Source organism: Agarivorans litoreus (assembly GCF_019649015.1).
GTDB lineage: Bacteria > Pseudomonadota > Gammaproteobacteria > Enterobacterales > Celerinatantimonadaceae > Agarivorans > Agarivorans litoreus.
Window position 1 is genome coordinate 394,875 of record NZ_BLPI01000001.1, and the last position, 15,022, is coordinate 409,896.

A 15,022-nucleotide genomic window follows, 5' to 3' on the forward strand; every position below is an offset into this window, starting at 1 on the left:
CATGACTTACCAACCATTATTGATAAGCTTTGAAGAAGCAAAAGAGCTCGCTAAGCATCTAAATACCGATTCACTGATTGGTCAATCTATCGCGGCAGAAGTTGCCGCACTAGAAGCCTACATGCCTTTAGGCATTGAGATCCCAGGCCACGGTGAAGCAGGCGGTTATGAGCATAACCGCCACAAGCAAAACTACATCCACTTGGATTTAGCGGGCCGCTTGTACCTCATTACTGAAGACCAACGCTACCTAGATTATGCACGTAGCATGCTGGTTGAATACGCCAAGGTGTACCCTACTTTAGAGCTAAACACTAGCCGAGACTCAAACCCACCAGGGCGTTTATTCCACCAGACATTGAATGAGAACATGTGGATGCTGTACGCCTCATGTGCTTATTCTTGCATTCGTCATAAGTTGGCAGACGACGAGCAAACACTGATCGAAAATGACTTATTTAAGTTAATGATTGAGTTGTTTGTAGATGTGTACGCCCACGACTTTGATATTGTGCACAACCATGGTTTGTGGGCAGTAGCAGGTGTTGGTATTTGTGGTTACGCGATTCAAGACCAAGCCAGCGTAGATAAAGCCTTGTATGGCCTTAAAGGTGATAGCGTAAGCGGCGGCTTTATTGCTCAGCTTACTCAGCTGTTTTCTCCTGACGGTTACTACATGGAAGGTCCTTACTACCACCGCTTTTCGTTGCGTCCAATCTTCTTGTTTGCCGAGGCTATTGAGCGTCGCCAACCAGAGATTGGTATTTACCAACTAAAAGATCAGGTTATTAAAACCACAACCTACGCAGTAATGGCTACCGCCTTTCCTAATGGTGTATTACCCGCACTTAATGATTCATCAAAAACCATGGACATTAACGACGAAGGTATTTTGATTGCTACCAGCATGTGCTTTAGCCGTTACCAACGTGACGCCAACTTAGTGGCTATGGCCAAACACCAAGCTAAAGTTTGGGTGCATGGTTCTGGCGCTAGCCTATCGGATGCTAGTGAAAACGCTGCAAGTATTGGTGGCTTTAACTGGGGCAGCTTAGTATTAACTGATGGCGCTAAAGGCGACCGCGGCGGTGTTGCAATTTTACGCCACCGTGATGCTCAGCAAGACGACAGCATGGCGCTACTTTGGTTTGGCCAGCATGGTAGTGACCACAAACTTCACTCGGCCTTAGACCATGGTCATTTTGACGGCTTGCACTTCAACCTATTTAATCGTGGCCAAGAAGTATTGCACGACTACGGCTTTGGCCGCTGGGTAAATGTAGAGCCAAAATTTGGCGGCCGTTACATTCCAGAGAACAAAAGCTACGCCAAGCAAACCATTGCTCACAACACTGTGGTTGTTGACTACCAAAGCCAAAACCAAGGTGATACTGCCACCGCAGAAGAAAAATGGGGCGAGCAGCACTTCTTTGTAAGTGGAGACAACCAGCTACAAGCAATGAGTGCGTTTGTACGTAACTACTACCCTGGCGTAGATCAACAACGCAGTGTCATCATGTTTGAAGCAGAAGGCTTCGCTAAGCCTTTGGTATTGGATTTGTTCCGCTTAGTAAGCGAGCAAGAGCATAACTATGATTACGCCCTTCACTACTGTGGCCAGTTTATTCGCAGCGACTTTAACTACGAATGCAATGCACGCCTTAAGCCGTTAGGTGAAAACAATGGTTACCAGCACCTATGGCATCAAGCAACAGCTGAAGTTGAAGGCTCAAGCCTAATCACTTGGTTGCAAGGTAACAGCTATTACACAATGGTTAGTTCTGCGGTAGCAAAAAGCCAAGTTATTATGGCGCGTACCGGTGCAAACGATCCAGACTTCAACTTGCGCAGCGAACCAGTATTACTGCTACGCCAGCAAGGTAAAGATCATTTGTTCGCCAACGTATTCGAAACTCACGGCTACTTTAATGAAGCGATTGAAGCGAGTACCGAGGCTCGTGGCCAAGTTGTTTCGGTTGAAGTATTAGCTCACAACAAAGTGGCGTCAGCAGTGGCGATCCACTTGGTGTCGGGTAAACAGATTACCGTTTGTGTTTCTAACCAAGCAAACGTGAAATCAGATACTCAACATCAATTAGAGATTAATGGCGAAACCCTACGCTGGAGTGGCGCTGTTCACATAGCTTAATACACTCTATTCTTATAAAAGCCTCGCTATGCGGGGCTTTTTTATTGCCGCGCTTCAAGCTCATACTGCTCGTTTAACACTCCGCTGTAACAAAATATTCATCTAACGTCATCCCCTGCTCTGACAAGCTTGCCAAAGTTGATTAATTAACAAGTAGTTTAACCCAAATGGGGAATAGGCGTGAATGATCAGCTTAGGTGTAGTAGCTCACACCTGATTAGGGTCTGTTGATCTTTGCTGATGGTTTTTGCAGCAATTTATTAGCCATTTAGGCAAGGCAGTGAGTGAGCAGTTAAGTGGGCTTAATAATCACTCGCTAACGCTGAGTAAATGGCTAAGAAATTCTGCTCGAAGGGTTCGGGTAAGCGAACTTTACTCTTTGTTAAGCACTTCTTGCTTAGCCCACTAGGCTTCTAAGTCCTCGCAGCGATTAAAGCCCGCTTATCTCGAACAAAATTTCAACACCAACGATCAACAGACCCTAGTAACAGCCTTGATTTAGGAAACTGTTTAACAAGGATTGTTATCAACGAATAGAGGTTAACGGAATGACAATAGTATTAACGCTTTCTCTACTCACACTATTTATGCTTGCACCAATTAAATTGGGTACTCATGTGCTCAAAATTGAGCGCTCAGGAATAGATGTTTGTTTTGTTGCCGTAATTGCTGCCCTAGCTGCTACAGCGTTTACCGAAATGGTTATTGGTGAAGGGGTTTTCCCGACTTTAGTCGCTCTAGTTATCACTAGCATTCTATTCTCTTTGGTTTTTCGAACCACTGCTGTAGCGGGTTTTGTATTGGCGCTATTATCTACCGCTATACAGTTTACCTTTGCTCTAGCCCTTGTGGCCTTAGGAGTTGTTATTGCTTATAGCATCTCTTGAGCAAACTAGTTACCTTCACGAAAGGCGCCTCGCATCCTTTATACATATCAAGCTAAATTCAGCCTCACTATTTCCTGCTTGGCTTGCTAGCATCTTTTTCTTTTCCCCACTAATATAAAAGTGTTAACTTATTGATCTAACTCTAGGTTGTTGTACAACTAAGGTTTCAGGGAAGAAATGAAAAAAACAGTACTGAGCATCTTGTTACTCTCGCTGTCAAGTGCTAGCTTTGCCCAGCAAGGTAGTGGACCGCGATTAGTTGCCTATCGAGATACGTATATCCTACTAGGAAAATATAACCCTAACCCTCCCAGTTTAAGTGACTACTCCCCAGCTTTAGCGGCTAGGGAAGGTGAAAATGGTAGAGGTGTTGACAATGTTGAGGCTGAGTTTCAAATAAGCGGTAAGCTTATTGCGGGGGAAAGCCTGTTTAGTAATAGAGATTACTTTAGCATCGCTTACACCCAACAAAGCTTTTGGCAAGTATACAATAAACCCTTCTCATCTCCTTTTCGCGATACCAACTATGAGTCAGAACTCATTTATACTTGGCGGCCAGATAAATTTAGTATTGAACAAAATAGCTGGCTTTTGCGATCGGCAAGCTTTGGCTTTAGCCATCAGGCAAATGGCTCGCATGACGAATGGGATCGCTCATGGAATAGGGTTTATGCGCAATTCGATACTTCATACAATGATTGGTTATTTAGGTTTAAGCCTTGGATCCCTGTAGGCCCTGAGGTAAATAACGGTGATGAGCTCACCGATTACTATGGCTATGGTGAACTTACTGTTGGATATTTGTTTGGTGACAACCAATGCAACCATCGGATCACCGCTATGGGGCGCAATAATCTTAAATCCAGTAATAAAGGCGCACTAGATGTACGCTTTAATTACTGCATAACCCCCGCGCTCTCAATTTATGCCAAATACTTTAACGGCTACGGTGAATCGATGCTCGATTACAACATTCACAATCAATCTTTTGGTTTAGGTGTTGCTTTAAACCGAATAGGCGATAAACGTGAAGTAATGTCGAGCAGCAGCCGATGGGCATTTTCGGGCATGAGTATGTTTAGAGACAGCTACATACTTCCCTTCAAATACAACCCTTCACCTGCAATTCCTGATTTAGCTGGCGGAGTTACCGGTGAACAGCCCGGTAACACTGAGGTAGAGTTTCAATTTAGCTTTCGTCTCACTTTTCCTTTCACTCTATTTACCGACAGCGACAACTTAAGCTTTGCTTACACCCAACAAACCTTTTGGCAACCATATGATCGCTCGGTAGATTCTATTCGGGAAACTAATTATGAGCCTGAGTTTTTTTACCAATGGAACAGCGAATCAGAGCATAAAGCAAAATGGTCACCGGAGTGGATACGCTTTGGTTTAGTACATGAATCAAATGGACAAACACAAACTCGCTCTCGTTCTTGGAACCGAGTATATACAGAGTTTAGCTTTGATGCAGACCCAGTAAGCATTGCCATTAAGCCATGGTATCGGATACAAGAAGATGAATCTGAAGATGACAATCCAAACATAGAAGACTACTACGGCTACGGAGAGCTAACAGCCAACTGGAAGATAAACGATCGCCACCATTTAATGTTTTTAGGCCGAAATAACTTTAAAAAAGAAAATAAAGGTGCTTTGGATATACGCTGGTCTTATGGCATGACACAAAATCTTGCCCTTTACCTTAAATACTTCAATGGATATGGTGAATCGTTAATTGATTACAACAAACACAACCAAAGCTTAGGTATTGGTATTGGCTTTGCCATCAACAATTAACTTAAGGGTTTGCAATAACCGCCCATAAAGATGCTCTGTAAAAAGCAGCATCTTTTTTATAATTTAACCTCGCGAACATGTCACTTACTGGTGAAGCCTAGTCGTTCGGTTGTTTATCAAGTATAAAACTAAACGGCTAATCCACCCATCTTCGCTGTTAACACAACTATACGTGTCATCTGTGTTAATAAGCGCTTTACATCAACAGCCATCCAGTAAATCGTAATGAACTCTGGCCCCGTCGGTGTTTGCTTAGATTGCGAGTAAACGCACCATCAAAACCTAACTATTACGTTTGATATTTATCTTTACTTTGCCACATTGTCTGGCTGCTAAAAAACTGTTTTTGCCATTGTAGATAGCAAGTTAGTAAAGGATATCAGCCACGCCTAAATATTTAAGTATCCCTGCATCATTGGGTTTGTTAGCTTCAACAATGTCTGATAAATGAATTCTAGATATCGAGCCAACTAGCTGAACAAGCAAAATAGACGTCTTTGCTGATGAGATAACAGGTTAAAATTTCAAGATTCACAACCTTATAAAACAAGATACCACTGATGTTTTGGGCTAGGTAACATTAAGTCCTGAGCTCAAATTTAGTTAGCACTATCTTTAGTTTCACTGGCAGAGTTTAGCTCCGCGGTGAGAATACGCGCAGGGTTCCCCACAACAACAGAATTTTCTGGAACACTTTTTACCACAACCGCCCCTGCGCCAACCGTGACATTATTGGCAATACGAATATCTCCCAGAACAACGGCTCCAGCAGAAAGCCTCACTTTGTCGCCGATTTTAGGTACGCCAACATCGCTACTTGCTCCACCTTTCGCGCCAACGGTTACACCATGATAAATAGTCAAATCTTCACCATATTGTGCTTTTTTGTTCAAAACAATATTACCGAAATGAGGCAAGAATAAGCCTTTACCAATTTTGGTAGCACGAGGAATTTGTACACCAGAGACTATGCGAATAACTTTATATAAAGGGATGGCCAATAGCCGAATAAAGCGACTTCCATGAGTAGTTAAGCGATAAAACATAACGACAATAAAAGTACTTCTAAACAATAGCCACAGCCAACGCTTAACCAAAGAATAGTGTTCAAGCTCATGTTCTATTACATAAACAGCATAATCTCGTTTTAACTCTTCCATGCATAAGTCCATTTAATAATTGGTGAAAGTTGCGAGCCCAGCCCAAAGCATAATATACAGCAGTTAATGATGATAATCTGAGTTTCTTCCGCTGCAAATGAAAATGCCGACAAACATATTGTCGGCATTTGGCAACTAGTGAAAAATAAGAGTTTAAGCAGCGTTATCGGAAGGCAAACGGTGATTACTATTGTTTAATAATGCTAAGTTAGCTTCACGCGCTTTATCTGCATTGCCAGCCATAATCGCATCGTAAATAGCTTTATGCTCTTCAATACAGGTGCCACCTTCTTTGGATGAGTGATCAATAAAGCCGATAAACATGGTGCGTAGTACGTTAGCAAACGGAATGTAGAAGCTGTTTCCTGTTGATAAAAATACCAAACGATGAAACTCCATATCGACATCTGTCCAAGAAGTAACCTGATCTACGCCTGTAGCAACATCAAACATTTGTTGAAAAACTGCAGACAAGCCCATACGCTGTTCGGCTGTTGCATTTCTTGCAGCTAATGCAGCCGCTTCAGGCTCAATCGCTCGACGTAAAGCTAAAAACTCTTGATAAGATTGCTCAGTGTTTTCTAGGCCCATCATCCAGTCCAACAACTGCGAATCAAGAAAATTCCAGTATTCGCGGTCACGAACACGCGTACCAATTTTTGGCCGAGACTCCAGTAAACCTTTGGAGTTAAGTAACTTAATCGCTTCACGCAATGCGGTACGGCTTACTCCAAATTGTTCACACAAGTCTAGCTCGCCAGGAATGATGCTACCTTGCGGTAAGTGACCTGACAGTATCCCACGAGCAATCTCTCTGGCTACTTGCAAATGAAGGCTACGAGAAGCTCCCTCAATTTGCATAAATTCGTTAGACATATAAAACCTTAATCAAATATTGTGTTAGGAATAACCAATCGTCATTGATGAAATTTGCCATTACTAACACAACGCATTCTACATTTAGTATGACTAATACTACCTTATTTGTACAAACCCAGATACAAAAAAAGCAGCCAAATGTAAGCTTGATCGCTTTATTTGTAACACTTAAACACTGCCGCCCCATTTAGAATGCCCCAAAGTAAAAAACCACACCTTAGTAGGTGTGGCTTTAAACCAATAACTTATCTACTGCTGTAAAGCTTAAATCCCTAGTGCTTGGCCCCCGCCAATCTGCACTGTTTCGGCGGTGATAAAGGAAGCATCTTTGCTAACCAAAAACGAAATGGTAGAAGCTACCTCTTCAGGCTTACCTAAACGTCCAAGCATGATGCTATCTTTCCAGGAAGCAAATACCTCTGGCTTAGTCTCTTTAATTTGTGCATGAAACGGCGTATCAATAGTACCTGGAGAAACCGCGTTAACTCTAATGCCAGCTGGTGCTAGTTCTTTGGCTAAAGCGCGGGTTAAGGTATGAACCGCCCCCTTAGAAACGCCATATATGCCAGCACCAGGACCACCAGCATTCCAACCAGCATTTGAAGTAAAGTTAATAATTGACGCATTTTCTGCCTTCTTCAAAAATGGTATCGCTGCGCGTGATACAAAAAATGCGCTATCTAGATTGAGAGCCATAACAAAACGATAAAACTCAGTGGTCATCTCTTCCATTGAGCTACGCCCCCCTAAGCCACCGGCATTGTTTACCAGCACGTCAATCTTGCCAAATTTCTCGCCAATCATGTTTACGTTATTTGCAACAGCGACTTCATCGGTCACATCAAAGCTATAGTACTCAGCTTCAATTCCTAACTCTTGCAACTGAGCAATTCGCTCTGCCCCTGCCTCATCTTCGATACCGTTTAGTACAACCGTATAGCCGTCTTCACCTAAACGTTTTGCAACTTGAAAACCAATCCCACCGGTTGCACCGGTAATTAAAGCAACTTTATTAGACATATCTACACTCTCAGTTAATTGTTGAGTCATCTCAGAGAATCACGTTATTTGGTAATACAAATAGATTATATTTAAATTATTTGTAATACAAATACAGAGATCACACTTTAGAAGTTGTAGCGTAACCCTATTCGACTTCTTAGCTCTCGTTGACTCGATTGGTCTGACACAGAAACATCGCCAAACTCCAGCCATGGCGTCCAGCTGCCCATGCTGTGCTGAATGGTAAAGTTGTTTTCATAATTAGTTCGATCATTGTTATAAAGAAGATAACCAGAGTTATCCGAATAATAGTAATTACCTTCTAAACCAAAGCTCCACTGCTTATACTTATACCCAATATTGGCAGTATAGCGATGACGAAACTTTTTTACGTCCTCTCCTGGTTTAACATCAAGTCGGTATCGACCACTCAACGATAAACCCTTCACCTTCTCGGGTGTATAGGTTAATCGCAACTGAGGCTTATAGGTGGTTCCTGATTGACCAAACTCTATAGGCATGCCAGGAATAAGCGCCCACTGATTGTTAATTTTATAGCGGTAGCCAAGGTCGATTTCAGATCCGTTTGATTGTAAGTCTTCCATGAACTTGCCCTCCTCTCCTTTAAATTTAAGCTCTAAAGCCATAGAGAAATTATTGTCAAAGGTGTGGGCCATCTTTACTCGGCTAGCATGCTGCTTGGTATCACTTTTGTACTCATGGCGAAAATCAACTGAAGTCGCGAGAACGTTCGCACTCAGTAAATAACCACCGCTTAGTAACACTGCTAGACTGTATGATTTCATGTTTATAACTCTATATTTAACACAACAAATTGTATTACAATATCATTTAAATGCATTTTGTAGACTAAACAGTTCAAAATGTGATCGCCAACGTCGCTGTTTAAACAAAACGTCTAAGGGATCACTTTTTTTAGGTCAATTAGTTCAATAATTGGAGAAATCGCGAGATATTTAGTGAGAAATTTTTAACTGGTCGACACACCTAACTGATGATGTAACGTAATTGCTTTACGAAGTGCTAGAGTATCTTGAGGGTATGTAAACCTTCGAAGACGAAACATCCTCTTTCAGAGCAGCGCTTACAGAAAAGAAAAATGCACCTTATAAGGTGCATTTTAGAACAGCTATTGTTAGCGATTTACAGATTCACGACTATTGCATTACAACTAGCTTGCTGGTCGGCGATGTTTCCAATTGTATCTAGTTGAGCAATAGTAAGTGCTTGTGAAAGCCCGAAATAGAACTGTTAATAAACCCTCACATACCAAATGGTGAGGGTTTATTGATTGGGCAGCAACTAGTTAGCAGTAAAGCCAAATGCTTCTGCGCGTGCTGCTACTTCTTCAGCGCTTAAACTGGATAACCAGAAGGCTGCATTATCAATTGCACCATCAAGATTTTTCTGTGAGCTGTTAGAACCACCACCAATGTATACTTTGTCACCTTCTTTAGTATTGGCGATGTAATCAGTAATTTCTGCTGTACCTTCTAGCTTACCGTTTATATAGATGTTAGCAGTAGAGTTATTATATGTGGCAACTAGGTGCATCCAAGTATCATCATTTAAGGCAGTTGTCGCTTTAACCGATGTTGAGCCCGTACCATTGTAAATACGCAACTCAGGAATTAACGTGCTCTTATTTACAACTACTTTCCAACCCTTATTACTATCAGTGTTTTCAAGGAGTTGTAAATCTTGGCCTTGGTCAGCGTTGAAGCTAGCGCTGTTAGACTTAAAGACAATCTCCATCGAAATCACACCATCAATAGCAGCAAGCGGATCGCTTGCGCTATCCATTACTGTATAATGATAACCATATAAACCAGAGGCAGAAGTTTGCTCAATCGATACTGCGCCATTAGCATCAACGGCACCGTTAACAACTGCTCTAGGGTTATCATCAGCTTTGCTCATTTGCAGCTCTTTATTACCTTCAGAAGCCCCAGCATCAACACTCGAGAAGTCCCAAGCAAAGTCTGCCGTTGGTGAAGATGGTAGTTCTGACTCACCAAAACCATAAGCTTTCGCTCGCTCAGCAACTTGCTCTGCCGTTAACGTTTCTAACCAAAACGCTGTATTATCAATTGCACCAGCTAGGTTCTTCTGTGAACTGTTAGAACCACCGCCAATATAAACTTTGTCGCCCTCTTTAGTATTAGCAACATAATCAGTAATCTCAGCAGTACCCTCTAGTTCGCCGTTTACATAGATGTTAGCTGTTGTATTGTCGTAAGTGGCCACAACATGCATCCAGGTATCATCTGTTAAGGCAGTTGTCGCTTTCACAGCTGTAGAACCTTCTCCGTTATAAATACGCAGCTCAGGAATAAGGGTCCCTTTGTTTACAATAAGTTTCCAACCTTTGTTACTATCAGTATTTTCTAGTAACTGCAGGTCCTGACCAAGGTCAGCGTTAAAGCTGGCACTATCGGCCTTAAAAGTAAATTCCATTGAAATTACACCATCAATAGCAGCAAGAGGGTCAGTGGTGCTATCCATGGTAGTGTAGTGATAACCGTAAGACCCAGACTCAGTAGACTGAGAAATCGATACCGCTGCGGTTGAATCTACGGCACCATCAACAACCGCTCTAGGGTTGGCATCGGCCTTGCTCATTTGCAACACTTTATCGCCCTGTGCAGCATCAGCATCAATAGTTGCAAAGTCCCACTCGTAATTAGCAGTTGGAACCTCTACACCTGGTGTGGGTTCTTTTTCAGCCTCTGCAATTGCCGCAAGAATGGCTTCATCGGTTACTTCAGTGCCGGCGTCATTGTAATCAACGCCATCTAATGTATAGGTAATAGTTAACTCACCCGCACCATCAACCACATAAGTTCCATCTACATCACCATAAACAATCGTGGTTTCTGAAACCGTGTAAGCTTGAGTTGTATAGGTGTATAAGTCATTTATTTCGTCATAGCTGTAAATCGTCAATACATCGTCAACAAACTTGTAGATTTGGGCATATTCGGTAGATGACGTGGTAATATTTGCGGTTTCGCTAGTGATGTTCCAATCTGTATTTTCAATGGCGTAAGTAGGCTCTGGTGGCGGAACATATACTTCTGGCGCATCAAAACAACCAAACATCAATGTTGTACTCATAGGGATTAGCAGCAGCTTAGATGGTTTCATTTAAACCTCCTTGTAGGTATAAATAATATTATTGTAATAGTTAAAGTACTAATGTTGCTGAAAGCCATCCGCGGTTAAACAGTCCAAACCAATTTAACGCAACACAACCAGATGACTTTCCTTTCCAGACTATTCGCTCTCTATATGACTAGCTGGCGACAAGGTTCCATTTAAACCTGCAATTATCGGTAAAAATGATCATATTGTATTAGTAATACAAAACTATAATGTGGCAAAAGATTGTGATTGTAAAGTGACCGACTTCGCACTATTTGCGATTAATCTTTTTGGCTTCACAAGTCGTGGAATGCAGATAAAAGCAGATTGAGCGATGAAAATATTGATATTGCGAGGAACGAACTTATCGGCAAACTATCAAAGTAAAATAACTGTTTAATAACTTATTAAGTAATGACCTTGAACACCACAACACCAGCAACTAGGTTTTCCAATTGCACCAAATATAAGTGAACACAAGCTAAAACCAATAGGCTTTTTAACCGGCTAACCGCGCCTAGTTTTGTATCGCTAGTCGAGAGAAAAACTCTGCTTAGTTTCACTCCAAACAGAGATTGGTAATACAAATAGGCTATTTACCCACTTAGGTTTATCAGCAGCAGCTATATTGCTATTACTGGTTTAACGCTAACAAATTTTGTTTCTTTGGGCGTTTAGCTTCACTAATTTGGTTGAAATACGCCATTGCTTAAGCAAAACAAGATCAATCTCACAGACAAATGTTCAAAAAACAGGCTTTAATTGTATGACTATTTAGGCTTATCGCTTTAATAGCAAGACAGGGTACTAGCGGTTATAAGCTAAATACGCTGCAAAAAATAATAAGAAAGATATACATCGTTAAAACCTTCATTGCACTGTTGTCGGAACTGTTGGTTTTAATAATTAAACGCGAGAATAAGGACAACATTATGATTTTTGTAGGAATATTCCTGGCATTAGTCGCCTCTTACTTAGTAATAATGGACGTAGCAGCCATACTAAAAAGTCACCAATAAGATAAAAACATGAATAAGACTAACGTTCTAGCCGACGCAGTTTGTCGGTTAGAATACTTTAACAACGACCAAACTTTCCTTCCCATACTCAATTATTTTGTAATCAATTCTTAAAGTATTTTTTCAAGTCAAAGATTTTTGCCGCCAAGTCCTTAAAATAACCCATACTTAGCTCATCGTTTAAATACCCAATATATTATGGACTTAGAAGAAATCTATCGTCGCGACCTTAACTTACTCATAGCTCTAAAAGTACTCATCGAGGAAGGTAGCGTAAGTAAGGCGGCAATCCGCCTGAGCCTTAGTCAATCAGCGATGAGTAGAGTATTAACCCGCCTACGTGACTTACTCAATGACCCTTTGTTTATTCGCCAAGGCCAAGGTTTGGTGCCTACAGAGCGAGCCTTAGAATTGAATCAAGCCTTACAAGGCCCCTTAGAAAACCTGCGTCAGGTACTTAGCCCAAATGTGTTTAACCCAGCAGAGTGCAGCCAGCATTTCACCATCGCCACTACTGACTATGCAATGCAAACCATTCTGCCCTTTGCCCTAGCAAGGATTTATCAGGAAGCGCCAAATATTTCCCTTGAGTTTGCTCCTCTGCAACATGAGCAACTCACCCAGCAGTTATCAGCAGATGGCTGTGATATGGCGATCTGTCGGCCTACTAAATCAATCGCCCCGCTTGCTAAAGAAAGTTTGGGTTTAGTGAGTGTATTTTGTTTACTTGCTAAGCATCACCCATTGGCAAACAAAGAACTCACGCTTAAAGAGTATTTGGCTTACCCACACGCGATGATAGCCATTAGTGATGGAGTGAAAAGCTTGCTGGATGAAGCATTATCTGGTCAAGATAAACCACAACTGCTGCTTCGCGCTTACCACCTAGAAGCAGCCTTAGCAATTAGTGAACAAGTCCCGGTGATTATTACGGTTCCCGCCGACCTAGCCTATTTAGTCGCGGAAAAGAATCAACTGGTAGTTAAACCGCTACCTTTTGAATTTAAGCCTTTTGACTACTCACTGTTATGGCACCCTCGCTGCGAACACTCTGCTCCGCAAATTTGGCTGCGCAATGTAATTAAACAAGAATGTAGCCGCTTAATAAGCAAACGTGTGCAAGACATGGGATTAATAGAATAAGTGCTAAGCAATCAAAAACAGTCCAATAAAAAGCCGACCTTATAGATCGGCTTAGACGTAAGTTACTATGTTTTATAGCTTGATGACCACCCGCCCAGTGACTTGGCCATTAGTTATGGCTTCGGCGTATTCTGCAACTTGCTCTAATTCCACTTCGGTGCACGCTTGCTGGTAGTAACTATCTGGAAGCAACTCTGCTAAACGCTGCCACGCTTTAATCCGTTTAGCACTTGGGCAACTCACTGAATCTATGCCTAACAAGCTAACATTACGCAGAATAAACGGCATAACCGTGGTTGGTAAATCAAAGCCGCCAGCTAAGCCACATGCGGCAACGGCGCCATTGTAATCCATTTGAGCCAGTACCTTAGCCAACACTTTGCTACCCACGGTATCAACTGCACCGGCCCAAACTTGTTTTTCTAAGGCGCGCGCTGGCTCTTCAAACACGCTACGGTCGATAACTCGACTAGCGCCAAGTTCTTCTAATAAAGCACCATTTTGTTCTATTCGACCACTAACAGCAGCCACTTTATATCCCAACTTAGCAAGTAAGGTAACGGCTACTGAGCCAACGCCACCACTAGCACCGGTAACCAAGATTTCACCCGATTCTGGCGTAATACCGGCATCAACTAAAGCTTGCACACATAACATAGCGGTAAAGCCGGCAGTTCCGACCATCATGGCTTGCTTACCACTTAAGCCCTCAGGCAGAGGAACTAACCAATCCGCTTTTAAACTGGCTTTTTCTGCCATTCCACCCCAATGACCTTCACCAACTCCCCAACCGGTTAACACCACTTTGTCACCAGCAGCGTAACGAGGGTCGTGAGATTGCTCAACGGTACCGGTTAAATCGATACCGGGTACCATAGGGAAATTGCGAACAATTTTTCCTTTACCGGTAATGGCTAGGCCGTCTTTATAGTTAAGTGAGGAATAATCAACTTTTACAATTACGTCACTCTCGGGCAAATCGGCATCATTAAGTTGGCGAATGCTAGAAGTGGTTTGTTTCTCAACTTGATCGAGAACGAGTGCCTTAAACATGGTTGTGCTCCGGTTTGCTAAGCAAAATTGTTAGATTACAGTGTAGCTGCTCTAGCTTTATGTATTAAATGAATTTTTGTCATTTAATACATGTATAACACACATACTTAACGACATTGGCTCAGTGCTAATTTTGAGCTTTCTTAGTAGGCGTTTTTAATTAAATCAACGAGCTGCCTAATCGTTCAAGCTTTTGTTTTTCCATTCGTATCTGCAGGTGCTTTGCTGGTATCAGCCTGGTTACAGCTGGAGCTTAATAACAAGGAAACCAAAAAGATTTGCTACCAAATAAAGCTGACTAATTGAGTGAGCATTGAGCCTGATATTCAATACTACTTTACTAAAGCAGCCACCAAAGGCATAAATACTGCTGGAGATACCATTTTTGGCTTACGACTTCGCTATATGCTGTAGTGCCTATAACGATACGTCGTCAGCACATATAATCATCGCCTTACCCAATGCACTGTAACAAGTTACTGGGTCTTTTAAGATGTAACTAGGAAGCTGCTGCGCAGCTTCCTTATTAATGGTGACTTCATTAAAGCCTTGTTCCGCATGATCATAGATTTCGGTGCCATCTTGCAGAGTCCAATAGGCTGTTGAATCGTTCGCGCTGGCACAGATTTTTATCTCACAAGGCACAAGCGTTATCTCATCGCCTTGATAAACTCGGCACTCAAACACATCACTACCACAACCTGCATTAGCCGAGATGCTAAAAAACAGCGCTAGAGTTATTGCGATAAGTTTAAACAACTC

General features: G+C 42.1%; 11 protein-coding genes. 4 read left to right on the forward strand and 7 right to left on the reverse strand.

Features of this window, described 5'->3' with window-relative positions; all coding sequences use genetic code 11:
- Position 1 precedes the first annotated feature (1 nt).
- The 3 genes from K5L93_RS01815 (at position 2) to K5L93_RS01825 (ending at position 4,839) form a co-directional block, all read left to right on the forward strand.
- On the forward strand, positions 2-2,149 hold the full coding sequence (locus K5L93_RS01815) for a heparinase II/III domain-containing protein (protein WP_220718220.1): 2,148 nt from the start codon (positions 2-4) through the stop codon (positions 2,147-2,149).
- A 548-nt stretch (positions 2,150-2,697) separates the two neighbouring features.
- Complete coding sequence (locus K5L93_RS01820) at positions 2,698-3,036, forward strand: hypothetical protein (RefSeq protein WP_220718221.1); 339 nt, start codon at positions 2,698-2,700, stop codon at positions 3,034-3,036.
- A 177-nt stretch (positions 3,037-3,213) separates the two neighbouring features.
- Positions 3,214-4,839, forward strand: a complete 1,626-nt coding sequence (locus tag K5L93_RS01825) for a phospholipase A (RefSeq protein ID WP_220718222.1) — start codon at positions 3,214-3,216, stop codon at positions 4,837-4,839.
- A 599-nt stretch (positions 4,840-5,438) separates the two neighbouring features.
- Here the strand turns inward: K5L93_RS01825 and K5L93_RS01830 are convergent.
- The 5 genes from K5L93_RS01830 to K5L93_RS01850 form a co-directional block, all read right to left on the reverse strand.
- Complete coding sequence (locus K5L93_RS01830) at positions 5,439-5,999, reverse strand: serine O-acetyltransferase (protein ID WP_220718223.1); 561 nt, start codon at positions 5,997-5,999, stop codon at positions 5,439-5,441.
- A gap of 153 nt (positions 6,000-6,152) precedes the next feature.
- Positions 6,153-6,875 (reverse strand): FadR/GntR family transcriptional regulator, encoded by a 723-nt coding sequence (locus K5L93_RS01835; protein ID WP_220718224.1) that lies wholly within the window; start codon positions 6,873-6,875, stop codon positions 6,153-6,155.
- A 267-nt stretch (positions 6,876-7,142) separates the two neighbouring features.
- On the reverse strand, positions 7,143-7,898 hold the full coding sequence (locus K5L93_RS01840; RefSeq protein ID WP_220718225.1) for an SDR family NAD(P)-dependent oxidoreductase: 756 nt from the start codon (positions 7,896-7,898) through the stop codon (positions 7,143-7,145).
- Positions 7,899-8,005: 107 nt separating this feature from the next.
- Positions 8,006-8,686, reverse strand: coding sequence for an oligogalacturonate-specific porin KdgM family protein (locus tag K5L93_RS01845; RefSeq protein WP_246614961.1), 681 nt, complete (start codon positions 8,684-8,686; stop codon positions 8,006-8,008).
- A 517-nt stretch (positions 8,687-9,203) separates the two neighbouring features.
- Positions 9,204-11,048 (reverse strand): LamG domain-containing protein, encoded by a 1,845-nt coding sequence (locus tag K5L93_RS01850; protein ID WP_220718226.1) that lies wholly within the window; start codon positions 11,046-11,048, stop codon positions 9,204-9,206.
- A gap of 1,214 nt (positions 11,049-12,262) precedes the next feature.
- Here K5L93_RS01850 and K5L93_RS01855 point away from each other — a divergent pair.
- Positions 12,263-13,207, forward strand: a complete 945-nt coding sequence (locus K5L93_RS01855; RefSeq protein WP_220718227.1) for a LysR family transcriptional regulator — start codon at positions 12,263-12,265, stop codon at positions 13,205-13,207.
- Between the two features lie 72 nt (positions 13,208-13,279).
- Here K5L93_RS01855 and acuI read toward each other — a convergent pair whose 3' ends face one another.
- Together acuI and K5L93_RS01865 are read right to left on the reverse strand one after the other, a co-directional pair.
- Positions 13,280-14,260, reverse strand: a complete 981-nt coding sequence (acuI, locus tag K5L93_RS01860) for an acrylyl-CoA reductase (NADPH) (RefSeq protein ID WP_220718228.1) — start codon at positions 14,258-14,260, stop codon at positions 13,280-13,282.
- Positions 14,261-14,677: 417 nt separating this feature from the next.
- Positions 14,678-15,019 (reverse strand): hypothetical protein, encoded by a 342-nt coding sequence (locus K5L93_RS01865; protein ID WP_220718229.1) that lies wholly within the window; start codon positions 15,017-15,019, stop codon positions 14,678-14,680.
- Positions 15,020-15,022 lie beyond the last annotated feature (3 nt).

Coding starts and splice junctions, on each gene's coding strand:
- K5L93_RS01815 (WP_220718220.1), top strand. CDS start 2: ATGACTTACCAACCATTATTGATAAGCTTTGAAGAAGCAAAAGAGCTC.
- K5L93_RS01820 (WP_220718221.1), top strand. CDS start 2,698: ATGACAATAGTATTAACGCTTTCTCTACTCACACTATTTATGCTTGCA.
- K5L93_RS01825 (WP_220718222.1), top strand. CDS start 3,214: ATGAAAAAAACAGTACTGAGCATCTTGTTACTCTCGCTGTCAAGTGCT.
- K5L93_RS01830 (WP_220718223.1), bottom strand. CDS start 5,999: ATGGAAGAGTTAAAACGAGATTATGCTGTTTATGTAATAGAACATGAG.
- K5L93_RS01835 (WP_220718224.1), bottom strand. CDS start 6,875: ATGTCTAACGAATTTATGCAAATTGAGGGAGCTTCTCGTAGCCTTCAT.
- K5L93_RS01840 (WP_220718225.1), bottom strand. CDS start 7,898: ATGTCTAATAAAGTTGCTTTAATTACCGGTGCAACCGGTGGGATTGGT.
- K5L93_RS01845 (WP_246614961.1), bottom strand. CDS start 8,686: ATGAAATCATACAGTCTAGCAGTGTTACTAAGCGGTGGTTATTTACTG.
- K5L93_RS01850 (WP_220718226.1), bottom strand. CDS start 11,048: ATGAAACCATCTAAGCTGCTGCTAATCCCTATGAGTACAACATTGATG.
- K5L93_RS01855 (WP_220718227.1), top strand. CDS start 12,263: ATGGACTTAGAAGAAATCTATCGTCGCGACCTTAACTTACTCATAGCT.
- acuI (WP_220718228.1), bottom strand. CDS start 14,260: ATGTTTAAGGCACTCGTTCTCGATCAAGTTGAGAAACAAACCACTTCT.